Annotated in this window: 14 protein-coding genes; 10 read left to right on the top strand and 4 right to left on the bottom strand. The window is 64.6% G+C overall.

The window, feature by feature from the left end:
• Positions 1 to 117: 117 nt before the first annotated feature.
• From GPL20_RS23455 to GPL20_RS23445, 3 genes are read left to right on the top strand one after another with little or no spacing between them, the layout of a single operon-like run.
• Positions 118 to 1,395 carry an FGGY-family carbohydrate kinase gene (locus tag GPL20_RS23455; RefSeq protein WP_157332041.1) on the top strand — a complete coding sequence of 426 codons (1,278 nt, stop codon included), beginning with the start codon at positions 118 to 120 and terminating at the stop codon, positions 1,393 to 1,395.
• On the top strand, positions 1,392 to 2,255 hold the full coding sequence (locus GPL20_RS23450; protein WP_157332039.1) for a TIGR01459 family HAD-type hydrolase: 864 nt from the start codon (positions 1,392 to 1,394) through the stop codon (positions 2,253 to 2,255). The genes GPL20_RS23455 and GPL20_RS23450 overlap by 4 nt, the downstream gene beginning before the upstream one ends.
• A gap of 10 nt (positions 2,256 to 2,265) precedes the next feature.
• A complete protein-coding gene (locus tag GPL20_RS23445; protein WP_157332037.1) occupies positions 2,266 to 3,306 on the top strand; it encodes a class II aldolase/adducin family protein in 1,041 nt (346 codons plus the stop codon).
• A gap of 324 nt (positions 3,307 to 3,630) precedes the next feature.
• On the opposite strand, the gene rhaI is transcribed toward GPL20_RS23445, so the two are convergent.
• Both rhaI and GPL20_RS23435 read right to left on the bottom strand, forming a co-directional pair.
• A complete protein-coding gene (rhaI, locus tag GPL20_RS23440; protein WP_157332035.1) occupies positions 3,631 to 4,929 on the bottom strand; it encodes an L-rhamnose catabolism isomerase in 1,299 nt (432 codons plus the stop codon).
• Complete coding sequence (locus tag GPL20_RS23435; RefSeq protein ID WP_157332033.1) at positions 4,926 to 7,022, bottom strand: bifunctional rhamnulose-1-phosphate aldolase/short-chain dehydrogenase; 2,097 nt, start codon at positions 7,020 to 7,022, stop codon at positions 4,926 to 4,928. Before GPL20_RS23435 ends, rhaI begins: the two co-directional genes overlap by 4 nt.
• A 186-nt stretch (positions 7,023 to 7,208) precedes the next feature.
• Between GPL20_RS23435 and GPL20_RS23430 the strand changes: the two genes are divergently transcribed.
• The 6 genes from GPL20_RS23430 (at position 7,209) to GPL20_RS23405 (ending at position 14,174) form a co-directional block, all read left to right on the top strand.
• On the top strand, positions 7,209 to 8,021 hold the full coding sequence (locus tag GPL20_RS23430) for a DeoR/GlpR family DNA-binding transcription regulator (RefSeq protein WP_254125140.1): 813 nt from the start codon (positions 7,209 to 7,211) through the stop codon (positions 8,019 to 8,021).
• Between the two features lies 1 nt (position 8,022).
• Positions 8,023 to 9,564 (top strand): sugar ABC transporter ATP-binding protein, encoded by a 1,542-nt coding sequence (locus tag GPL20_RS23425; RefSeq protein WP_157332029.1) that lies wholly within the window; start codon positions 8,023 to 8,025, stop codon positions 9,562 to 9,564.
• Positions 9,561 to 10,547 carry an ABC transporter permease gene (locus GPL20_RS23420; protein ID WP_157332028.1) on the top strand — a complete coding sequence of 329 codons (987 nt, stop codon included), beginning with the start codon at positions 9,561 to 9,563 and terminating at the stop codon, positions 10,545 to 10,547. Before GPL20_RS23425 ends, GPL20_RS23420 begins: the two co-directional genes overlap by 4 nt.
• A gap of 5 nt (positions 10,548 to 10,552) precedes the next feature.
• The gene (locus tag GPL20_RS23415; RefSeq protein ID WP_167533172.1) at positions 10,553 to 11,536 is read left to right on the top strand and encodes an ABC transporter permease; all 984 of its coding nucleotides are present in this window, start codon (positions 10,553 to 10,555) and stop codon (positions 11,534 to 11,536) included.
• Between the two features lie 50 nt (positions 11,537 to 11,586).
• Positions 11,587 to 12,702 (top strand): autoinducer 2 ABC transporter substrate-binding protein, encoded by a 1,116-nt coding sequence (locus GPL20_RS23410; RefSeq protein WP_157332026.1) that lies wholly within the window; start codon positions 11,587 to 11,589, stop codon positions 12,700 to 12,702.
• Between the two features lie 107 nt (positions 12,703 to 12,809).
• The gene (locus GPL20_RS23405) at positions 12,810 to 14,174 is read left to right on the top strand and encodes an FGGY-family carbohydrate kinase (RefSeq protein ID WP_157332024.1); all 1,365 of its coding nucleotides are present in this window, start codon (positions 12,810 to 12,812) and stop codon (positions 14,172 to 14,174) included.
• Between the two features lie 409 nt (positions 14,175 to 14,583).
• On the opposite strand, the gene GPL20_RS23400 is transcribed toward GPL20_RS23405, so the two are convergent.
• Positions 14,584 to 15,399: a sulfotransferase family protein gene (locus GPL20_RS23400; protein ID WP_157332022.1), complete on the bottom strand. Its 816-nt coding sequence runs from the start codon at positions 15,397 to 15,399 to the stop codon at positions 14,584 to 14,586.
• A gap of 30 nt (positions 15,400 to 15,429) precedes the next feature.
• A complete protein-coding gene (locus GPL20_RS23395) occupies positions 15,430 to 24,060 on the bottom strand; it encodes a beta strand repeat-containing protein (protein WP_205751196.1) in 8,631 nt (2,876 codons plus the stop codon).
• Between the two features lie 12 nt (positions 24,061 to 24,072).
• Here GPL20_RS23395 and GPL20_RS39185 point away from each other — a divergent pair.
• A partial coding sequence (locus tag GPL20_RS39185; protein WP_205751195.1) for a hypothetical protein occupies positions 24,073 to 24,296 on the top strand: 224 nt, incomplete at its 3' end.

Genomic DNA, 24,296 nt, shown 5'->3' with positions numbered 1-24,296 from the left:
CTTGCAATTTTCTTCACGTCTTGCAAAAAATTGCAGAGGCGGATTGGAACGTCAATCCCCCAAACGTGCTGCGGTGCAATCTTGCTGCGCGCGTGTCGCTGACGCTGTGGAGGTCGAATGGCAGGCGTGTTCCTCGGCATCGACGTTGGAACCGGCGGCGTACGCGCCTGCGCCGTCGATGCACGCGGCATGCTCGGAATGGAATCGGCGCCCCTTCCCCCGCCCCGGCAAGACGGCAACGCCATCGATCAGGATCCGGAACTCTGGTGGGATGCGACGGCGATCGCTATCCGCAAGCTCGGCTGCGGTGTCGATCTCCGGGCGGTCGATCGCGTTTGCGTCGACGGCACGTCAGGCACCCTCCTGATGATTGATGCCGCGGGCCGGCCCTGCACGCCGGGTCTTATGTACAATGACGCGCGCGCGGCAACAGAGGCCGCACGCATTGCGGCGGTGGCGCCGGCGCATAGCGGAGCGCATGGCGCGAGCAGCGCGCTGGCGAAGCTGCTGTATCTGTCCGGTCGCAGCGAGGCCAGCCGAGCGCGCTTCGCCGTGCATCAGGCCGACTGGATCGCCGGTCGCCTGGCCGGACATCACGGCATCAGCGACGAGAATAATGTCCTGAAGCTCGGCTACGATCCGGTGACACGCGCCTGGCCGACCTGGCTCGACGATCTCGGCGTGTCTCGCGAGTTGCTGCCGACGGTGCTGGTGCCGGGAACACCCTTTGCGGATATCGACCAGAAGATTGCAGCGACGCTTGGCCTGTGCCCAGCAGCGCGCATCGCTGCCGGCACCACCGACGGTGTCGCCGCCTTCATTGCGACGCGCGCCGATACGCCCGGCGATGCCGTCACCTCGCTCGGCACGACGCTGGTCGTGAAACTGCTCACGACAGGGCCGATCTTCGCCGCAAATCAAGGCGTCTATTCGCACCGACTTGGCGAACGTTGGCTCGCGGGCGGCGCCTCCAATTCTGGCGGTGGAGCGCTGCTGGCCCATTTCACGGCCGGCGACATGGAGCGGCTGACGCCGCAATTGCGCCCGGAAACGCCGACCGGGCTCGACTACTATCCCCTGCCCAAACCCGGCGAGCGCTTTCCGATTGCCGATCCGGCATTGCCGGCAAGGGTCACGCCACGCCCGGCGGACGACCATCGCTTCTTCCAGGGGCTCCTCGAAGGCATCGCGGGGGTCGAAGCGCTTGCCTATCGGCGGCTCGCCGAGCTCGGAGCGCCGACGTTACGGCGCGTCATCAGCATCGGCGGCGGTGCGAAGAACGCGGCCTGGACCGAGATCAGGCGGCGCGCGCTCAACGTTCCCGTGACCGTCGCCGAGGAGACGGAGGCAAGCTACGGTACTGCGCTATTGGCCTTGCGAGGTGGCCCGCCATGATGCCCGACACGGTCGATATCGACGGTCTCGGCGCGATCGCAGGCCGCTTCGATCACGTACTGCTCGATCAATGGGGCACGCTGCACGAAGGCCAGGCGATATTTCCGCTGGCGCGCGACTGCGTCGCGCGGCTGCGCCAGGCCGGCAAGCGCGTCCTTGTCCTCTCCAACTCCGGCAAGCGCGCGAGCAGCAATGCGGTGCGGCTTACCTCGCTCGGCCTTCCACCGCACGCCTATGACGGCATCCTGACGTCGGGCGAGGTCACCTGGCGCGGCCTGAAAGCGCGCGCGCAGAAGCCATTTACCGCGCTCGGCCACACCTGCCTGCTGATCGCACGTGGCGGCGACCATGCGATCGTCGATGGGCTCGACCTCGCTGTCGTGACCGATTTCGGGACGGCCGACTTCATCCTGCTCGCGGGCCTCGACGATGCCGTCGCCGAGCCGGAACACTGGCGCGCCCGCCTGACGGACGCCTCGGCGCGTGGACTGCCGATGCTGTGCGCAAATCCCGACCTCGCGATGTTCGGCGTCTCCGGATTGATCCCTGCGCCCGGTGCGTTGGCCCGCTTCTACGAGACGCTGGGCGGTCATGTGGCCTATGTCGGCAAGCCGCACGCGCCTATCTTTGCAGCGGCGCTCGAACGGCTGGGGCAGCCGGACCCGGCGCGCGTCCTGATGATCGGCGACAGCCTTGACCATGACGTTGCAGGCGCCCGTCGTGCGGGCATGCTGACGCTTCTGCTCAGGTCCGGCGTGCACCGGGACGAGACGCGGACTGGCCCCGGTGAATTGGTACGAAGACCGCCCGGCGCGGATGTGCCGACGCCGCACTGGACGATGGACCATCTGGCCTGGTGAGAGGCGTGCGATGCAACAGCAACTTGCCTTGCTCCACGAGCTTCGTCGTATGTCGGCGCGCGTCGGCCGCAACATTCTGCTGGTGCAGGGCGCCGGCGGCAACTCCTCGATCAAGCAGGATGACCTGCTCTGGGTAAAGGCCTCCGGCACCTGGCTTGCGGATGCCGAGCACAAGGACATCTTCGTGCCGGTATCGCTCGGCGCGGCGCGCGCGGCGCTCGCGCAAGGCGACGAACGAGTTCCCCTCGCGCCCGGCGCGGCCACGGCCTTGCGCGCCTCGATCGAGACCTCGCTACACGCGCTGATGCCGCACACAGTCGTGCTGCATGTGCATTCGGTCAACACCATTGCATGGGCCGTGCGGAGCGATGCGCAGGAGGAATTTGCGAAGCGACTGGAGGGACTGGCCTGGCGCTGGCTGGACTATCACCATCCGGGACTGCCGCTGGCCAAGGTCGTGAACGACGCGCTGGCACAGGACAAGGTGGATGTGCTGGTCCTCGGCAATCACGGGCTGGTGGTCGGCGCCGAGACCAGCGCTGCGGCGGAGGCGCTGGTGGACGAGGTCGAGAGGCGCCTTGCGCTTGCGCCACGCTCCACAATTCCCCCGGATCAAGGCGCGCTTCGCTCAATCTGCGCTGGCACGGCGTATCGCCTGCCAAAGGACCCGCAATGCCATAGCGTCGCTATCGATCCTTACAGCCGCGCGATTGCGACCAGCGGTTCGCTCTATCCGGATCATGTGGTCTTCCTCGGTCCGGGCTTACCCGTGCTGGAACGAGGCGAGGATCTTCGCGCCCTGACATCGCGAGCGCGGACGGACGGGCCGCCGCACCCGGCCGCGCTACTCATTCCAGGCCTTGGTTGCGTCGTTCGCAAGGATGCAGGCGACGGCGCCGAGGCGATGCTGAGCTGTCTCGCCCTGGTGACCTGCCGTTTGCCTCTCACTGCGCAGGTCCGCTACCTAACTCAGAACAATGAGTCCGCGTTGGTGAATTGGGATGCCGAGTGGTATCGCCAGCAACTGACCGCAAATCGCGGAACCGACTGACCCACGGAGGATCAGGTCGCCACAGCCGGTCTGCCAGTACACGTCCAGCGCCGAAATGTTCGGTCCGAGCTCAATGCGGCCGCCGAAATTTGTTGGCCTTGACCGCCAAGTTCTGGTCACCCGGGTCGAACTTGACGATGTTGGTGTCTCCGGATGCGGCGCACCAGTGTCGGGACCGAGCCTGTCCAATCCACATTGAACCTACCTCAATGCCGACAGCAGGCGCAGGCTTCGTTACGTCCTGCGATCATGCTTAGGGTGACGCGCTCTTGCGTTCACTCACTGGCGCGCTTGCGGCCATCCTGAAAACGAGGGATCACTTCCCTAGACGATGCCTGCCGACGTTCCGCCGACGATGGGACGTTCCCTCGCCTTTCGCGCCCGATAGCTGGATGCGCGATAGGCCGCGATTGGTGCGATCGCCCCGCCGGCCCGCATGCGGGCGACGGCGAGGAGCGGCGAGACGTCGGTGGTGAAGGCGCGTTTCAATTCGAGATGCGCAGCGAGCGCGTCATTCGCCTCTTGCGCCGCTTCAAGCGCTGCGCGATCAACGATTAGCGCCTGCGCATAGGCGCGCTGCAACTCGATCGCCGATTGCACTAAACTCTCGATCGGATCGGTCACATTGTGCGACTGGTCAATCATATAGGCTGGCGCGAAACCTTCCGCCTTGCGGCGGTCAGCGTCGATCAACTCGTTGAAGACCAGAAACAGCCGGAACGGCTCGACTGAGCCGCTGTCGAGATCGTCGTCGCCATATTTAGAATCGTTGAAATGGAAGCCCGCGAGCTTTTTGAAGCGAACGAGCCGGGCCACGATCTGCTCGATATTCACGTTCGGCGCATGATGGCCGAGATCGATGAGGCAATACGCCTTGGGCCCGAGCTCCTGCGCGACCGCAAAACTCGTGCCCCAGTCCGAGATCACGGTCGAGTAGAACGCCGGCTCGTAAAGCTTGTGCTCAAGGAACACCCGCCAGTCGGTGGGCAGCGCAGCGACGATCTCGCGCATCGAGCCGATATAGCGGTCGAGCGCTTTGGTCAGATTCGATTGGCCGGCAAAGTTCGAGCCGTCGGCGATCCAGACGGTCAGTGCCTTGGAGCCGAGTTTGCGGCCGATCTCAATACATTCGACGTTGTGGGCGATGGCCTGCGTGCGCACACTCGCATCGGTATGCGACAGCGAGCCGAACTTGTACGAAAGCTCTTGCCCCGGCTGATCCTGGAACGTGTTGGAGTTGACCGCGTCGAAAGCAAGCCCCTGCGCCGCGGCCTGTTCGCGCAAGGCGGTATAGTCGTCGACCTTGTCCCAGGGAATGTGCGGCGAGATCGTCGGGGTTGCTCGCGCCAACCGCTGGATCACGGCGCAATCATCGACCTTCTCGAAGACGTTGCGCGGCTCACCCGGCCCCGGAAAGCGGGCAAATCGCGTACCTCCGGTGCCGACGCCCCAGGTCGGAATTGCCACGCCAAAGGCCATGACCTTCTCCACCAGGACCTCCGCGTCGATCCCCTGTCGCGCCAGTGCGCGCTTCAGGGCGTCGTAGTCTTCGGTGGTCGCGTTTTCGAGCGGCGCGTTGTGGTCGGCGATGAAATCCGCGCTGATCGTGAACGGCGTGCTCATCGCGTGAAGGCCTGGGCGTTGCCGGCGTCCACATTGAGGATGTTGCCGGTCGATTTGGCCGAAAGGTCGGAGGCGAAGAAGTAGACACCTTCGGCAATATCCTCGGGGAACACCGACAGTTTGAGCATCGAGCGCTGGCGGTAGACTTCTTCGAGCTGGTCTACGGTCACCTTGTTGGACACCGCACGCTGCTGGCGCCACTCGCCTTCCCAGATCTTCGAGCCGCGCAGCACCGCGTCCGGATTGACCGTGTTGACGCGGATGCCATGCGCCGCGCCTTCCAGCGCCAGGCAGCGGGCGAGATGGATCTCAGACGCCTTCGCGGCGCAATAGGCCGAAGCGCCAGCCGAAGCTGCGAGACCGTTCTTCGAGGCGACGAAGATGATGGCGCCACCGATGTCCTGACGCTGCATCAGCCGGAACGCCTCGCGCGAGACGAGGAAATAACCCGTGGCCAGAATGTCCATGTTCTTCTGCCACAGTCCGAGACTCGTGTCCTCGACCGGCGAGGCCGACGCGATTCCGGCATTCGAGACGACGATGTCGACACCGCCAAAGGCGCGCGCGGCCTCTTCGAACGAAGCGACCACCGCCGCCTCGTCGGTCACATCGAGCTTCACGCCAATCGCAGCATCCCGCCCATGGCGTTTCGTGATCGCCTCGACCCGCTCGTTCAGCGCCTTCTCGTCGATATCGGCAATGACGAGGCAGGCGCCCTCACCGAGCAGCCGCTGCGCAGTCGCCCCGCCAATGCCGCCGGCACCGCCCGTCACATAGGCGATCCGCCCGGCGAGCGATTTCGGCTTGGGCATGCGCTGGAGCTTGGCCTCTTCCAGCAGCCAGTATTCGATATTGAAGGCCTCCTGCTCGGCGAGGCCGACATAGGCACTGACGCCCGATGCGCCACGCATGACATTGATCGCATTAACATAGAATTCGGCCGCAATGCGCGCCGTCGCCTTGTCCTTGGCAAACGTGAACATGCCGATCCCCGGCACGAGATACACGACCGCGTTCGGATCGCGCATGGCTGGTGAGTTCGGATGTTTGCAGCGCTCGTAGTAGACAGTGTAGTCGCGCCGGTAAGCGGCGAGGACGTCGTCAAGGCCGGCGATCACCTCGTCGATATTGTCGCGCACGGGATCGTAGGGCAGCAGCAGCGGCCGGATCTTGGTGCGAAGAAAGTGATCCGGACAGGAGGTGCCGAGCGGCGCGAGCTTCGTCAGCGCGCTGGAGTTGACGAATTCGAGTACCTCCGGAGCCTCGGTGAAATGGCCGATCTTGCGCTCGTCGGAGGAGATCTTGCCGCGGATCAGCGGCATCAGCCTGGCCGCGATCGCGCGGCGCTTTTCCGGAGTGGCCGTTTGGACCTTGACGCCGCCGAAGGCCAGCTTTTGCTCATGCGCAGCAAGCCAGTCGGCAGCCTGCTGGATCACGCGCAAAGTCATCTCGTAGCAAGCTTTCGACGTGTCGGCCCAGGTGAAGAGCCCGTGGCCGCCGAGAACCACGCCGACATGGTCGGGGCGGCGCGCGGCCATCTCCCCGAGCTTCAGACCGAGATCGAACCCCGGCCGCTGCCACGGCAGGAACCCGAGTTTGCCGCCGAAAACCTCGCGGGTCAGACGCTCAGCGTCGGCCGAGGCGGCAATGGCGATAACCGCGTCGGCATGGACGTGGTCAACATGCCGGTGCGGCACGAAGGCGTGCAAGGGCGTATCGATCGAAGTCGCGCGCGGATTGAGATCGAAGGTGCAATGATTGAACAAGGCGACCATCTCGTCCTCGTGGGCGGGGCCGCGATAGAGGCCCTTGAGGCTCTCGAGCTTATCGAGGTACAGCGTCGCGAAGCCGTCGCGCTTCATGGAGCCGAGGTCGCCGCCTGACCCCTTGACCCAGAGCACGCGGACGTTCTCACGCGTCAGCGGGTCCTTCATCTCGATCTTGGCCGAGGTATTGCCGCCGCCGAAATTGGTGATGCGCAGATCGGCTCCGAGCAGGTTCGAGCGATAGAGCAATTGACCTGCTTCATCGAGCCCGGCGGCGAGCGCCTCGTCCCATAGATTTGGCAGGGGCGTGGCCGCGACCTCGCTCATTAGGCGTTCTCCCTGTGCTTTGAATCTCAAAGGAGCTTAGGCCATCGATTCAATCAAGGTCAATCACGGACACTCACGACTGCGACGCAATATGATTGATGCAGCGCGATATTGAGCGAATTTGACGGTTTGCCGTTGACCGCCGCTCGAGAGCGTGAACTATTTGACGGCAAAAGGGAGAGCGACGTGCACGAGCGGGAACGCTGGCAAGTCATCAAGGCGCTCTTACGTGCGCGGCCGCTGGTGCGCATCGCCGACGCTTGTCGCGCGACCGGCGTCTCCGAAGCCACGATACGGCGCGATTTTGCCAGGCTCGCCGAGCAAGGTGTCGCGATCAGGGTGCACGGCGGACTAGAAGCTCTGCCCGAAACCGCCAACGCCTCCGGCGACGTCCTCTCCCTTGCCACCCGCTCCTTCGACATCAGCCAGACGCTCAATATCGACGCCAAGCGCGCCATCGCGAAGGCGGCAGTGGCCCTCTGCGCCGATGGCGAGACGGTCATCATCAATGGCGGCACGACCACGTATCAGATGGGCGAGTACCTGCGCGAGCGCCGCCTGAAGGTGTTGACCAATTCGTACCTACTTGCCGACGCGCTGATCCACACGTCGAAATGCCGCGTCGCCTTGCCAGGCGGCGAGGTCTATCGTGAGCAGGGCATGATCGTCTCGCCCTTTGAAGAGGATGCGATCCAGCATTATTCGGCGACGCGGATGTTCATGAGTGCGATCTCGATCGGACCGCTCGGGGTGATCGAGGGCGATCCCCTGCTCGCCCGCGCCGAATCCAAACTGCTAAAACGTGCCGACAAGCTGATCGTGCTCGCCGATTCCTCGAAATTCGTCTCGCGCGGCAGCCTTGTCGTCTGTCCGCTCGCACGCATCGACACGCTGATCACCGATGCCGACGCGCCGAGCGACGCACTTGACATGCTCCGCGCGCACGGTGTCCGCATCGTGACCGTCGACGCTGGCGCTCAAACCAATGCCGCGGCGTGACATGACAACGCACCCGCACGGTGAAGCTCCTGCAACACCGCTTCTGTCGGTGCGCGCGATCGAGAAGTCCTTTCCAGGCGTGCGGGCGCTGTCCGGCGTCTCGTTCGACGCCGCCAGCGGCGAAGTCCACGCCTTGCTCGGCGAGAACGGCGCCGGCAAATCTACGCTGATCAAGATCGTTTCCGGCGTGTTCCCGCCCGATCGCGGCGAGGTGCTTGTGAACGGCAAGCCGGTCGACCTCGCGCGGCCGGACGATGCGAGGCGCGCCGGGGTAGCCACGATCTATCAGGAGCTCCTGCTGTTTCCGGAACTCACCGTCGCCGAGAATATCTTCATGGGGCACGCGCCGCGCGCCGGCCTCCGCCGGATCGACTGGCGGGCGATGCACGACAAGACGAATGCGCTGCTCGCCTCACTCGAGATTCATGACCTGGAGGCCGACCGTATCGTCGGCTCGCTCAGCGTCGGCAATCGCCAGCGCGTCGAAATCCTGCGCGCGCTGTCGCAGGACGCGCGCATCCTGATCATGGACGAGCCGACCGCGGCCCTGACCGAGTACGACGTGACGCGGCTCTTCGATATCGTGCGCAAGCTGAAAGCCCGCGGGGTCGCCGTGATCTATATCAGCCATCGCCTCGATGAGATTTTCGCGATCGCCGATCGCGTCACGGTGCTGCGCGATGGCGCGCACGTCGCGACCAAACCCGTCACTGAGACGGACGCAGCCGGGCTCGTGCAATTGATGGTCGGCCGCAGGATCGAGAGCCTGTTCCCGAAGATCACGGTTCCGATCGGCAAGCCGGTGCTGGAGGTGAAGGACCTCGAACGGCGGCCGCTGACGAGAAACGTCTCGCTCACGGTGCGCGCCGGCGAGATCGTCGGCCTTGCCGGCCTCGTCGGCTCGGGTCGTAGCGAACTGGCGCAAACCATCTTCGGCGTCACGCCGGCCGATGCCGGCGAAATCCGGATCGCCGGACAGAAGGTCGACATCCGCTCGCCGGCACGGGCACGGTCTTTGGGCGTCGCCTATGTTCCTGAGGATCGCGGCACGCAAGGCCTGGTGCGGCCGATGACGGTACGCGAGAATTTCAGCCTCGCCGCGCTCGGCAAGGTCGCATTCGGGGGCTTCATCGATCGCGGCGCCGAGCGCAAGCTCGCCGGCGATGGCGTGAAGCGCTTTGCGGTCAAGGCGAGTTCGCTCGAGCAGATCGCGGGCAAGCTCTCCGGCGGCAATCAGCAGAAGATCGTGCTGGGCAAATGGCTCGCCAACGGGCCGAAGCTATTGATCCTCGATGAGCCGACACGCGGCATCGATGTGGGCGCCAAGGCGGAGATCCATCGGCTGATGGGCGAGCTGGCGGCCCAGGGGCTGGCCATCCTTATGATTTCGAGCGAGCTGCCGGAGGTGCTCGGCATGAGCGACCGCGTGCTCGTGATGCGCGAAGGCCGTATCGTTGCCGAATTCGCGCGCGAACAAGCAACCCAGGAGTCGATCGGTGCAGCGATGATGGGCAGTCATGAAAACGCGGAGAAAGTGGCATGACGACGGCAACCTTAGCCGGCGCCGAGGCTAATCCGCGGCGGCGGCTGAAGGTGCTTGCCTCGCAGGAAGCCTTGCTCGCGATCGCGGTGATCGGCCTCGCCATCGCCGTCGGCCTTTACAATCCGCGCTTTCTGGCGGCGCGCAATCTTTCCGACGTACTGCTCGGCAATGCCTATATCGCCGTCGCCGCGGTCGGCATGTCGATGGTGATCGTTTCCGGAAACATCGACATATCCGTTGGCGCACTGATCGGCGTCCTGGCGACGATCAGCGGCACTCTGGCGGTGAACGGCGCACCGATCGTGGTCGCCTGGCTGGCAGCACTCGTTGCTGGCGTCCTCGTGATGGCGTTGCAGGGCGTCATCATCGCCTATCTGCGCATTCCGGCGATCGTGGTGACGCTCGGCATGCTGTCGATCCTCAAGGGCGGCCTGATCAGCGTCACCGGGGGCAAATGGATCACCGACCTGCCCCACAGCTTCCATCTCGCCGATATCGAACTGTTCGGTGTGCTGCCGTTTCCGGTTTTTCTCATGATCGTGGTGACGATCCTGGCAGCGTTGTGGATGCGCTATTCGGCCTCGGGCCGCGCCATCTACGCCGTCGGCGGCAACGCCGAAGCGGCGCGCCTCTGCGGTATTTCGCAGCCGCGCACGATCGTCATGGTCTTCGCGCTGCACGGCTTCTTCGCCGGAGCGGCCGCCCTGCTCTATGCGACGCAGCTCCGCGTCATCCAGTCGACCGTACCGCCCAATCTCGAGCTGACGATCATCACCGCCTCGGTCGTCGGAGGCGTCAGCATTCTCGGCGGCGTCGGCACAGTGATCGGCTCGACGCTTGCCGCCGTCCTGATCGCCGAAATTGCCAGCGCGCTCGTCTTCACCGACGTCTCGCCCTACTGGATCCGCGCGGTCCAGGGCGTGCTCATTCTCGTGACCGTGATCGCCGATATCTTGCGGCGCCGGCGCATGGCCGGAGCCTGAGCGTCATGAGCGAAATCCCTCTCCCCCAGGCAGCCAAGCGCGTCGTGCCCTGGTGGCTGCTGCGCCACGAGACCATGCTCGCAGTGATCCTGCTCATTGCGTTGATCGTGCTCGGTGGCTTGAACAGCCGCTTCCTCACGCTCGACAATCTGCTCAATCAAGGCAGGCTGACGACCGAGGTCGGGCTGATCGCACTGCCGATGACCTTTATCATCATCACCGGCGGCATCGATCTTTCGGTCGGCTCGATCGTCGGGCTCTGTGCGATTCTGCTCGGCTATTCCTGGAAGGTTTTCGGCTTTCCCCTGCCGCTGGCGATCGGCTTCTCGCTGCTCGTCGGCGCCGCGGCGGGCTTTCTCAACGGCATCGTCATCACCAGGGTGAAAGTGCCGCCGCTGATCATGACGATCGCGACCCTCGCCCTCTACCGCGGGCTTGCCGAGGGCATCAGCCAGGCGCGCTCGGTGCGCGGCTACCCGGAATGGTTCTACTTCATCGGACAGGAAAACCTCTTCGGCGTGCCGGCGCAGCTCTGGCTCCTGCTGATCGCGATCGTGATCTCGGCAATCGTTCTTGACCGCACCACTTTCGGCCGGACCCTCTATGCGATCGGCAACAACGAGACAGCCGCGCGCTTTTCAGGCTTGCCGGTCGATCGCGTCAAGCTGATCATCTACACGCTATCGGGCTTGATGGCCGGCCTTTCCGCCTGTGTTCTCGTCTCGCGCGTGACCACGACCCGCTCGGACATGGGGATCGGCTATGAGCTCGACGTGATCGCGGCGGTGGTGCTCGGCGGCACCAGCATATTCGGAGGCGTCGGCACGATCTGGGGCACGGTGGTTGGCCTGGCGATGATCCAGCTCCTGAAGAACGGGCTGGCCCTGACCGGCGTCAAGGGCGATGCGACGATCGTGGTCATCGGCGCAGTGCTCATCTTTTCAACTCTTGTGGCGAGTTCGCTCCAGCGGCGCCGCGACGGCGTTTGATGGAGTGTATGATCGCAAAAACAGCGGCTTAAACATGGGAGGACGACAAGATGAAGCTAGGATTAGCCTTTGCGTTTCTAAGCGCGACGCTGCTGGCCGGAACGGCCTCCGCAGCGGACAAGAGGTGGGACGGCGCGGATGACCTGCCGGTCAATCCACTTGCCTGTTCAGCTGGCGAGGCCAATGCTGCACCCGCGGCCAAGCCTTATGACGGTGGCAAGCCGACAAATGCAACCGACAAGGCCAGCAAGCCGATCACGCTGGTCGACGTGCCGAAGCTGATCGGCATCGGTTATTTCAACGCGACGTCGAAAGGCATGCAGGAGGCCGCCAAGGCGCTCGGCAACGTCACCGTGAAGACCGACGGCCCGACCGAGGCCAAGATCGACGAGCAGATCAAGTTCATCGACAACTACATCACCAGCGGCGTCGACGGCATTCTCTTCGCCGCCAACGATCCGGTGGCGATCGCACCGGTGCTGAAGAAGGCGCTGTCGAAGGGCATCCATGTCGTTGGCTATGATGCCAACTCGACACCGGATGCGCGCGAATGGTTCGTCAACCAAGCCGAGTTCAACGGCATCGCCAAGGCGATGATCGACTCGATGGCCAAGGAGGCCGGCGAGGACAAGAGCTTCGCGATCGTCACCTCGACCTTCACGACGCCGAACCAGGCACGCTGGATCGCCGAGATGTGGGCCTATGCGCAGAAGTGCCATCCCAAGCTGAAATGGCTCGAGACAGTCGAGGCGCAAGAGGACAATAACCTGTCCTTCAACCAGGCGACCACGCTGATCAACAAGCATGGCGACAAGCTCGCCGGCCTGTTCGGCATGACCTCGGTCGCAACGCCCGCTTCGGCGGAAGCCGTGACCAAGGCCAAGCTCTGCGGCAAGGTGGCGGTGGTCGGTCTTGCCACGCCGAACGCGATGAAGCCGTATGTCAACGCGGACTGCGTCAAATCGGTCGTGCTGTGGAATCCGGTCGATCTCGGCTATGCCGCGACCTACGTGATGCGCGCCGTGGTCGATGGCAGCCTGAAGCCCGGCGCGACCTCGGTGGACGCGGGCAAGCTCGGCAAGCTGAACGTGGTCAATGGCAGTGAGATCCTCCTCGGCTCGCCCTTCATCTTCACGAAGCAGAACATCAAGGACTTCGATTTCTGATTTGAACCGGTCGCCCGGCTGCTGAACGCGGCCGGGCCTTCGTTGTCATGGCCACGACAAATCGGCCGTGACACTCGTGATGATGCTTGTTGAGATTTAGCTTGACGATGAGCCAGACGGTCGCAGTGCTCGACATCGGCAAGACCAATGTAAAGCTTGCCCTGTTCGACGAAGGCCGACTTCTCTGGGAACAGGCGGCGCCCAACTGCATTCGGTCGGGTCCGCCCTATCCCCATGAAGATGTTGAGAGCTCGTGGAACTTCTTCCTCGATGCGCTTCGCGAGGCCGCACGCTCGCATCAGATCGGTGCGATCGTTCCGACCGCGCATGGCGCAGCCGGCGCCTTGATCGGCGAGCGCGAGCTCGCCGCTCCGGTCATGGACTACGAATTCACCGGCGTAGACGAGATCGAGCCCGACTATGTCAAGCTGCGGCCGCCCTTTTCGGTGAGCCTGTCGCCGAAACTGCCAGCCGGCCTCAATCTCGGTCGGCAGCTCGCCTATCAGAAATGGCGCTGTCCGGACCTTTTCGCCAAAGCGAGGTATTTCGTTGGCTATCCGCAATATTGGACCTGGCGTCTGACCGGCGTCGCTGTCTCTGAAGTTACGACCCTCGGTGCACATACTGATCTCTGGGTGCCGCGGCGGGGACAGATCTCGAGCCTCGTCGAAGCCCTCGACATCGACCACTTGCTGCCGCCGCTGCGCCGCGCCTTCGATCCGCTCGGTCCGATCAAGCCTGAAATCGCCGCCGTAACCGGGCTCGCGCCTGAAACGCGGGTCTTTTGTGGGATCCACGATTCCAACGCTTCACTTCTGCCCTACCTCGTCTCGCGCCAGGCGCCGTTCACCGTGCTGTCGACCGGCACGTGGGTGATCCTGATGAGCGTCGGCCTTTCGCTCGATCAGCTCGATCCTCGCGACGACACGCTCGCCAACGTCGACGTGCTAGGCCGACCGATCGCCTGCGGACGCTTCATGGGTGGACGCGAATACGCCATCATCGCGGGCGGCAGCGGCAATCCTGATCTGGACGCGATGGAGCGTGTCATTGCTTCGGGTGCGATGGCCCTGCCCTGCTTCTCCGGTCAGGGTGGACCTTATGCGAAGGCCAAGGGCGTGATCCGCGGCGAAGTCGCAGCGCGCGATCGCCCTGCACTTGCGACGCTCTATTGCGCTCTGGTCAGCGATCTGATGCTGACGCACATGGGAGCGACCGGTGGAGATCTCATCGTCGAAGGAACCTTCGCCGGCAATCCTCTGTTCTGCAGGACGCTCGGCGCGTTGCGGCCGACACAGCGCGTCTTTGCGGCGGAAGACGCCGCAGGCACGGCACGCGGCGCCGCAATGCTGGCGCAATGGCCGCCCTCTTACCATATCGCGGAGCCCGTCCCCGTCGATCCGATTTCGATTGCCGGCCTTGATTCTTATCGCAAGGCCTGGACGGCAGCAGTCGACATGATCGCTCGGTGAGCCAGACGCCGAACGGGCGATCAGCGCTCGCGTCGTATACGTACCTCTGCTTGCGACTTACCCGCACCATCTAGCCGTTCGCAACATCCTCAAGATCGCGCCTCCGGGCAATCGGTTTGCGAATCGCGGCCATCAAGAGAGAGCAACACCGATCACAAATACCGCAATCAGAACAAGCCTCATCCCGCGCGGGCGGCACGGATGGTCCAACACATCAACAGAGAGTAAGCAGCCCGCTCACATTGGACAAGGCTTGCAATGGGCCGCGCGACCCGATGCTCGGCGACGCCGGATCGAAAACAGGCGCTGGTGTCGTTGCGGGTTCACCTCGCACCTCTCGAGCGAGGCTTCGGCGGTCAGCAAGAAAATCTCGATACAGAAACCGAATTCGAGGTGTTCGTACCCTGCCCTAGATCACCCTCACCTGGTTCGGGTTGCGGGCGGGGTCGCCCCAGAAAGCATCGTTCTCGTACTTGCGCCAGAGATCGCCCGGCAGCACGGTTTTACGACCCGGGGATTCCACACGTTTGCCGACCCTGTGGAGACCCGGCGTACCAATCCTGCGGTCGAATTCCTCGGCATCGAACTCGATGTTCTGGAAATCATGGGCGAACGGCTTCTCGCCGATGAACTCGTAAACGGCCGCGATCGCCCGCTCCGGCTGGGTCGTCAGCGTCTCATAGGTCAACGCCAGCAGGCAGGCGGACTGCTCACCGCAAAACGCTTCGCGCAGCGCATTCCAGGCAAAGCCAACCATGCCGTTGGGAGCGGCCAACCCTTCGACGCGCGAATACACCGTGCCACCCGGCTCGAAGTTGAAGATGCCCGACGGCTGATACTTGTTCTTTCGGATGAGCCGCTCGACCGAATCCAGGATCCAGGGAATGTGGCGTACGCAGCAGATCACCTTGGCGCGTGGGAACAGCTCGGTGATCAGCGGCAGCCGCGCGCACCAATTGCGGTTGGTGTCGAACACCACATGCGCTTTCGGCAGGTCGGCGTAGTAGGTCGAGAAGATCGCCTTGATGAGGTCCCGGCGCTGCTGGTCGGTGATGAAGATCGCGGTCTCGTTGCTCATGCTCATGTTGCGCAGCATGCCGTCGACCAGCGAGCCGACCGGCCCGGTCATCCCGGCGCGAAAGCGCGGGTTCTGCCGCAAAATGGCCGACAGCAGCGTCGAGCCCGCACGCGGAAGTCCGGAAATGAAGTGAATATCGCCTTGCATGATCCTGCAAACCTGACCGGGGAATCGTGACTAGACTACCAGAAAATCCCGCTGCTGCAGCAGGTTCGGGTTGACACCATACAGCGTGACCGAGTGAAGGGCGTCGAGCGCGATGGTGGTGTCGGCCGGGTTTCCGGCATTGTGGGGATCGGCGGCGATCGCCGCCAGCGCTGCCGCCGCGTCGGCGTAGACGGACTGGCTGAGCTGCAGAACGTCATGCGCCACGTCGAAATTACCGATGGTAGCCGTGGCCGCCACCTGCGAATTGAACTGGAACACGAACGTATCGTTCGCCGCTGACGCCGTCAGCGCGGCGTTGTCCCCCTGCACCGTGACCGTGTGCGATCCATCATTGTTGGTGACATCCTGCGCGACGACCGAGCCATCGGCAGCATGGCTGACCAGAGACTTGGCGTAAGGCGGATTGGCGCCGAGATAGAAACTTGCAACCGTCTCGTTCACCGTCGACGGCGTCAGCAGCGTGTTCAAATGCGCATCATCCGTCGGCGTCGTGTTCTGGAATTCGATCTGCAGCGCCCCCGAACCAACGCCCTGTAGCAGAATGTGCGCCGTTCCGCCGGCGACGGAAATCGCGATGTCGGTGTCGTGGCCGCCATTGACGGTCGAGACCGACACCGTATTGGGATCGACGCCTTCGATATGGATGCGGTCGTGCTCGTTGCTGGCGGTTGCCCAGGAGAAGTCGGTTATCTTGTCGGTGACGCCCGCGGCAAGATCGCTGCCGCGGAAGAAGAACACATCGTCGCCCGTCCCGCCGGTGAGACTATGCGCGCCGGCGCCGTAATGGATCACGTCGTTGCCCGATCGATCCGGCCCCGCCGTAATGATCGTGGTGTTGGCCGCAGAGTCGTAGGCGAAATGGAAGTCCGACAGCGAGGCGATGTCATCGCCGCTCACCGTAAGGCTGACCGATCCGCTTGCGCCGCTCAGAACCAGAACGCCATCAACGAACGTTTCGCTCGTGGCGTGGAAGCCGTCGACGATGATCTGGTCGCGCGTGCCGAAATGCTCGATCGCGTTGACAGGCGCGTTCGCGGCTCTGAATTCCAGCGCGGCATGGCCCGCCGCCGAGAAGTCGATCGCGCCAGAGCCGGCCGCGCCGCTCGCGGTGAGGTCGAGCGTGCCGTTCTCGATCGTGATGCCGCCTGTGAACGTGTTCGCCGTTCCCAGCACCAGTGTTCCCTCGCCATCGAGCACCAGATGTCCCGCTCCGGTCTGGCCGCTGGCGTCGTGCGAGCCGGTCATGTCGGCGATCACGTCGCTGATCGAGATGATGTGCGCCGCGTCGGGGGCGAAGGTGATGGTCTGGTTGCCCTGGAGGAAGATGCCGCTGCCGAGGCCCGATCCGGAATTGTGGCCGACATTCGAGCCCGAACCACCGGCGACGCTGTTGTCATGGGTGCCACCGCTGCCCCCGAAGGTCAGCGAGCCGCCTTCCTGGACGAAGATCGCACCGCCGGCACCGAGGCCGCCGCCGCCCGCCTGATTGTTGCCTTGCCCGCCGCCGAAACCGCCGGCGCCGTTCGCGTAGCCCAAGTAGCCGGCACCACCGCCACCGCCACCGCCGAACCCGCCGGTGCCGCCCGCGCCCCGCAGCCCAGCGCCGCCACCACCGCCGAACCCGCCGGCACCTCCGGCGCTGCCCGTGAAATCCACAGGGTTGGCGACACCGCCGCCGCCGCCGCCGCCAAAACCGCCCGCGCCGCCCGACGTGGCAGTACCCACGCTGCCACCGATGCCGCCACCGGCGCCGCCGGCATAGCCGTAGCGACCGCCGCCAGACGCACTGGTGCCAGTGACGCCGCCGCCACCATCGGCACCTCCAGCACCGCCACCGGCCGCCGCGCCGATAACGATGCCGCGACCGGGTGCGTAACCAAAATAGGACCCGCCCGACGCAGCAAGGCCGACGCCGCCGCCGCCATTGATATTGCCAGCGCCGCCCATGCCGCCGCCGCCGCTGGCGGAATAGCCGTTGAAATAGCTTCCGTTGCCGCCGACCGCCCGATCGAGTGCAAAGCTGACATTGTCGAGGGTGACCGCGCCGCCGGAGGCGATGAAGAGGCCGCCGCCAAGTCCCGCGCCGCCGCCGCCGCCGCTGGTGGAGTCGCCACCTTTGGCAACCGCATTGATGACGCTGAGATTGTCGATGTCGATCGTGCCGGAATAGACGAACAGGCCGGGAAGTCCGTGGGCGTCGAGCGTGTGGCCGTTGCCGTGGATGGTCAGCGTATCGCCCGATGCGAGATTGAACGCCGCGAGCTGCGTGCTCAGGACGAGGTCGCCGACGATGTTGAACGTGTAGTGCGTGTTGGCGTGTGAATAGGCGCCGGTCAGGTCGATCGCCGCGATGTCGGCGGCGAGATCTGCCGCCGAGGTGATCGTGAAGCTGGTGGCGGTCGTCGCAACGTTCACATTGGAGGCCGTCGATGCGGCGCTGGTCGCCGAGCCCGCGCCGTTCACCAGCGTTTGTGTCGCCGTGATCGTGTGAGCGCCGTCGCCGAGCGCGAGGCCGTTGGTCGAATAGATAGCGAAATGGCCGGTCTGGTCCACCGTGCCGGAGCCGATCGCAGTCGTGCCGCCATCCGCATACAGCGTGATGATGTCGCCGGCCTTGCCGGTGCCGAAGGCCTCGACGCGTCCACCGGGATCATCGACCGAAACCACCGATGTGATGACCGGCGCGACCGGCGCAACCGTGGCCACGAAGCCCGATGCGCTGCTGGTGAGATGAGCCGCATTGGTCTCTGTCACCGACACGGCCTGGACGCCGGGGTTCAGGCCGGAAATAGTCGTGATGTCGAAATGCCCGGTGGCATCGACGATTCCGGAACCGATGGTGACGCCGCTGAGGGTGATCGTCACGATGTTGCCGACTTCGCCCGTGCCGACGAACTCGAGCGCCCCGCCCTCCACTGTTGTTCCGATCTGCGCCGTGATCGTCGGCGCGATCGGGTTGACGTTGACGGTGAATGCCGGCGACAGGGCGCTGGCGATGCCGTCGTCCGTCTCCGTCGCGGTGAAAATGTGCACGGCGTCTGCGAACGTCACGGTGGTCGTGATCGAGAACGTGCCGTTGGCGGCGACCGTGCCGGTGCCGACCGCTGTCATGCCGCCATCGGCGTAAAGCGTGATGGTGCCGCCGACGTGCTGGGCGGTTCCCTTCACGGTCACGGTGGTGCCGTTGATGGGCTGGCCGACCAGCGCGGTAATGGCCGGCGCGTTGGGCGTGACATTGACCGACACGCCGGAGGAGATCACGCTGACCAGGTTGGCGGCGTTGGTTTCGGTGGCGCGGATGGTGTGCGCGCCGCCGAGAATATCGGCGAAGATGTCGAAATGACCTGTCGCGTCGACCACGCCGGTGGCCAGCACGGTCGTACTGCCGTCGGCGAACAGCTTGATGGTCTCGCCGACCTCGCCGGTGCCCTGCACCTCGATGCGCTGCGAGGTGCCGGAAACGGGAAGCACCGCCGAGATGACCGGCGTGTCCGGGATCACGTTGACGGTGAATTGCGACGACACCGGGCTGACGAGGTTCGCGGCATCGGTCGCCGTCGCGGTCAGGCGATGGACGCCGTCGGGAAAGGTCAGCGTCGTCGTGATGTCGAAGTGTCCGGTAGCGTCGATGACACCGGTGCCGACCGACGTCGCGCCACCATCGGCATAGAGTGTGACGGTCTGGTTCGGCTGGCCCGTGCCCTTGACCTCGATGGTGCCGTCATTGTCGGGCTGGCCGACCAGCGTGGTGATAACCGGCGCCGACGGAACGACAGTGACGGAGAAACTGTTCGATGCCGTGCTTGGCAGGTTCGACACCAAGGCGACCGCCGTCAGCGTGTGGACCCCATTGCTCAGGCCCGCCGAGGTCACGATGTCGAACTGGCCGCTGGCATTTGTGGTGCCGGTGCCGATCACCGTCGTACCACCGTCGGCAAAGATCTGGATGATGTGGTTGGGTTCGCCCGTGCCCTTCACCTCGATCGGCCCGCCATTGAAGGGGTTGTTGACCAGCGCGGTGATCGTGGGTGCCGTCGGATTGACGTTGACGATGAAGCCGGCCGACAGCGGGCTTACCAGGCCCAGGCTGTCGGTCTCGGTTGCCCGGATAGTATGGATGCCGTCGGTCAGCGCCGGCGTGACGATGTCGAAATTGCCGTTGGCATCGGCGACGCCGGTCGCGAACACGGTCGAGCTGCCGTCGAGATACAGCTTGATCGTCTGGTTGGGCAGCGCAGTGCCCTTCAGCTCCACGGTGTCGCCGTTGAGCGGATGGCCAATCTGCGTCGTGATCACCGGTGCGCTCGGAAGGACCGTTACCGCGAATCCGGCGGAGATCTGCGACGACGTTCCCGTCTGCGAAACCGCCTGGAAGGTGTAGAAGCCGTCGGCGAGCGGCGAGGTGATGAGATCGAAATTGCCGTTGCCGTCGACAATGCCGGTGCCGAGCACGGTCGTGCCGCCATTGGCGATGATCGTGACCGTGGTGCCCGGAGCGGCCGTGCCGCGCAGTTCGACGCCGCTGCCGTAGACCGGCTGGCCGACCACGCCGGTAATTGCGAACGGCACGCGATCCGTCACCATCACGCCGCCGCTATAGGCGGTGACGTCGAACGTGAACAGCGAGAAATTGAGACCGGGATTGAGATGCAGGTCGATCGAATGGACCCCGTCGGTAACGGTCAGGACGTTGCCCGCGCCCATCGTTGCCGTCGCATTTGCGGCAAAGCCGACCAGCTTGATCGTATCGCCCGGATTGAAGCCGTTGATCTGGTTGGACACCGTCACCCCGGCTTCGATGATCAGGGTCGCGCCCGAATTGGGCACGAAGGTGATGATGCCGCTGCCGATCGAATTCACCGAGGTGAGATCGATGGTGCTGTTGCCACTCAGCACCATGCCACCAGTCAACAGGTTCATGCCGGTGATCGTGAGCACCGACGTTCCGGAGGCACTGATGGTGCCGCCGCCCGTGATCTTGTTCGCCAGCGTGTAGTGCGCCGAGCCCGACAGCGAGAAGGAATCGTTGACGAGATCGCCCGCCGTCAGCGACACCGTGCCGGTGTTGGAGATGTCGATCGTCGTGCCGGTGATGGCGCCCGACAGCGTGACGTTGCCGGCTCCCGCGATATGGACGACGCCGACGCCTGCACCCGCGATCGCATCCGAGACAGTCAGCGTGTCGCCCAGCTGCGGCGCAAACGTAATGTTCTGCGAGATCGTGAAGAGGCCCGAACCGATGCCCTGCCCGTCTCCGCCCGCAGCGGTTGTCGATGCACCGCCGAGACCGCCGACCACGGTATTGCCGCCGATCGAACCACTCTGGATCGTCAGTGATCCGCCGGACGCAACGAAAACGCCGCCGCCAAGACCGGCGCCGCCACCGCCACCACCGGACGGGACCCTTACCCCGCCGCCGCCGCCGCTGCCCGCGCCATAACCGCCGCTGCCGCCGAGGCCTGCATAAAGGTCGCCACCGAAGAAAGGTGGACTACGGGGGATAACCCTGTAAACGCTGGCCCCGCCACCACCGCCGCCGCCAAATGAGCCGGCCAGACCGTTGCTTCGCGAGTGCGCGTAGAAGGCCGGCTGACGTCCCCAACCGCCCGCGCCGCCGATGCCGAATCCACTCACAGGGCTCCCCGGCCCGCCGCCGCCGACGTAGCCATTGTAGCCTCCGGCGGCGCCGCCATTGCCACCGGAGCCACCGATCGCAGAGTTGCCGGTGAACGCCACGCCGTCGAGCGTCGCGGACGCACCTGCACCAATGAAGAGGCCACCGCCCGCACCGAGACCACCGCCGCCGGCGCCGGCATAGGCGTGGGCAACGGACCCGCCGTCGTGACCATGGGCAAGGGTGCCTTCGATCGTCAGCTGGCTGAGCACCAGATTGCCGGATTCAAGATCGAACCCGGAATAGGTCGCCGTGCCATTGACCGAACCGTCGATCGTGTGGCCGCCGCCCTTGATGGTGAGCGTGTCGCCGGCGGCAAGAAAAAGGGCCGCCATGTTACCGGTCAGCTTCAGATCGGCGGTCAGGTCGATCTCGTAGTCGATGTTCGTGCCGTAGTAGAAGCCGCCGGGATTGATGGCCGCGAGCGCCGCATTGAATTCCGCAATCGTGCCGACGGTGAAGGTCGCGATGGGATGGCCGGTGAACGCCGGCGTGCCCATGGACGCGCCGGTCGCAAAGGTGAAAGCCGGACCATTGCCGTTGACGGCGCCATTGAGCGTGTGTCCGGCGGTGTTGATGGTGAGCGTATCGCCGGCGGCAAGGTTGAGCATTCCCGCCGACAAGCTGCCAAGCGGGACATCTCCCCCGAGATTGATGACGTAGTTGATGTTCGGGGAGGAGAACAAGCCTCCGACATTGATGGTGTTGAACGCCGTCACCAGCTCCGACAGGTTTGCGACGTCAAATGTCGGAATTGCATTGCCGAGCAGCACGGCACCGCCGCCGGACGCAGTCGCCGTGAAACTGAACCCGCCGCCGGCGCCGTTGACGGCGCCGTCCAGCGTATGTCCCGCGGTGTTGATGGTGACCGTGTCGCCGGCGGCGAGGTTGAACTTCGGCATTCCCGCGGTCAGCGCAGTGTCCGCCGTCAGATCGATCTCATGGGTATGAACGCGAGCGATCGACAGCTTGCCCCCGATATTGACGTCGGTGATCGCGGTGACGAGGTCGCCGGCGGATGCAACATGGGCAACCGGCAGCGTCAGCGAACCCGTTCCCGTGTAGTTGATGGTTTCGTTGCCCGTGATCGGGCCCTGCAGGACCACGTTGCCGGATCCCGCGACGTTGATGATCTCGCTGCCCGTGATCGAGCCGGTCACGGTCACATCGCCTGATCCGGTGATGTTGATGATCTCGCTGCCCGTGATCGGACCGGCCAGGGTCACGTCGCCCGAGCCGGAGATATTGATGGTCTGGCTGCCGGAGATCGCGCCCGAGAAAACGAAGTCGCCGGCGCCTGTGAGGTCCAGAATGCCGGTGCCGGCGATGGAGTCGCCGATGTTGAGCGTCTTGCCCGCGGACGACGCAAGGACGATCTCGCTGCCATTGTTGAAGAACGCGCCACCAAGGCCCTGGCCTGCGCTTCCGCTGTTGCCGCCGAAACCGCCGGCGCCGCCGATCGCGTTGTTGCCTGAAAGATTGCCGTTGCTGACGGACAGCGAACCACCGGCCATGACGAAGATGGCGCCGCCGAGACCAGCACCGCCACCGCCGCCGGCGCCGAAGCTGCCGGGCCAATTCCCGTTGCCGCCGGTGCCAGCACCATAGCCCCCGATGGCACCGTTCTGGCCAGACGAGTGAAAACCAGACGGGTTGTTGCTGAAAAAACTGGCTCCGCCGCCGCCGCCAGCACCGAAGCCGCCATTGCTTGAACCAATAAAGCCGTTGCTGCCTCTCCCGCCGGTACCGAAGCCGCCATAGCCATTGTTGTAGTTGTAGCGCCCTTCAAACAAGCCACCGCGGCCGATATCGGTATCCACGGGCGGGACTGCGTTGTAGCCTCTGCCACCGTTGCCGCCGATGGCCCGGTCGCCGGTGAAGCTGACATTGTCGAGCATCGCCGAAGCGCCTGCGCCGACGAACAGGCCGCCGCCGGCGCCGAGACCGCCGCCCCCGGCCCCGTTCCTCGAATGAGGATCGCCGGTGCCGTCGCCGCCACGCTGAATGGTGTTCTGGATGGTCAGGTCCGACACCGCGAGACTGCCCGAACGAAGATACAGTCCTGAATATGTCGCAACACCGTTCACCGCGCCGTCGATGGTGTGTCCGAGGCCGTGGATGGTCAAGGTATCGCCGGAAGCCATATCGATCGCGGTGATGAAAGCGGTCACCGACAGGTTGGCGTGAATGTTGATCGTATAGGCGGTGTTGGCGGCCGAATTGATGCCGCCATCCTTGATCGACGTCAGAGCGGCCTGGAAATCGGCGAACGTGGAGATTTCGAAAACGGTCTGGATGCCGTTGAGCACGACGTAAGTGCCGCCGTTGCCATCAGGCACGACCCGGAAGCCGGTCGAGACCAGATCCGCCTGCGCGGGATCGAAGTTCAGCGTTCCTACGACGGCGCCGCCTGCACCGGTCAACGTGAGTATGCCGTTGACATACGAACCGACGCCGGTCGCTGCCACTGCCTTGAGGTCGATCACATCGCCGACACCGAAGCCGCGAATAACGGGCGTGGGCGCACCGCTGTTGAAAGCCAGCGTGGTCCATCCGCTGCCGAACGTGATCGTTCCCGATCCCGAGATGGCTGAGGCAAAAGTATAGGTCTCGGACCCGTCAAGGAGGACGTCGTTGTTGTCGACAACGGCATTCGCCACCGTTGTCGCGTGGATGAGGTGCAGCGTGCCGTTGTTGGTGACGGCGCCCGTGCCCAGCGAGCCGGCGGCCCCGAGTTGCAGCGTGGCGCCAGCCTCGATCGTCGTTCCGCCCGAATAGGTGTTGGCAGCGTCGAGCTCGACGATGCCCGTTCCCTTGATGTCGACCGCACCGCGGCCGCCATTGCCACCCTGGTCGGCGATCACGTCGGCGACCGTCACCGTCGCACCGGAGGCCGGCGCGAACGTCAGCGTTTCGTTACCCTGGAGGAAGATGCCGCTGCCGAGCCCCTGCCCGGCGCCGGGCATAGAGTACACCTGATGAGCCGGCTGGATGGGGCCCGCAGCCCCTCCCGCCACGGAGCCGCCGGACAGCGATCCGCTTTCGAGGATCAGCGTGCCCCCCTCCTGGACGAAGATGCCACCGCCCGCACCAAGCCCGCCGCCACCGACATTGCCGATCTTTGCCTGGTAAGACCCGTCAGCGCGATAGGCGAAGGAGACGCCGCCGTTGCCAGCGCCAAATCCCCCGATGCCGAAGTGAC

It is taken from the genome of Bradyrhizobium cajani, from assembly GCF_009759665.1.
Lineage (GTDB): Bacteria > Pseudomonadota > Alphaproteobacteria > Rhizobiales > Xanthobacteraceae > Bradyrhizobium > Bradyrhizobium cajani.
This window is presented reverse-complemented; position numbering and strand designations above follow the sequence as displayed.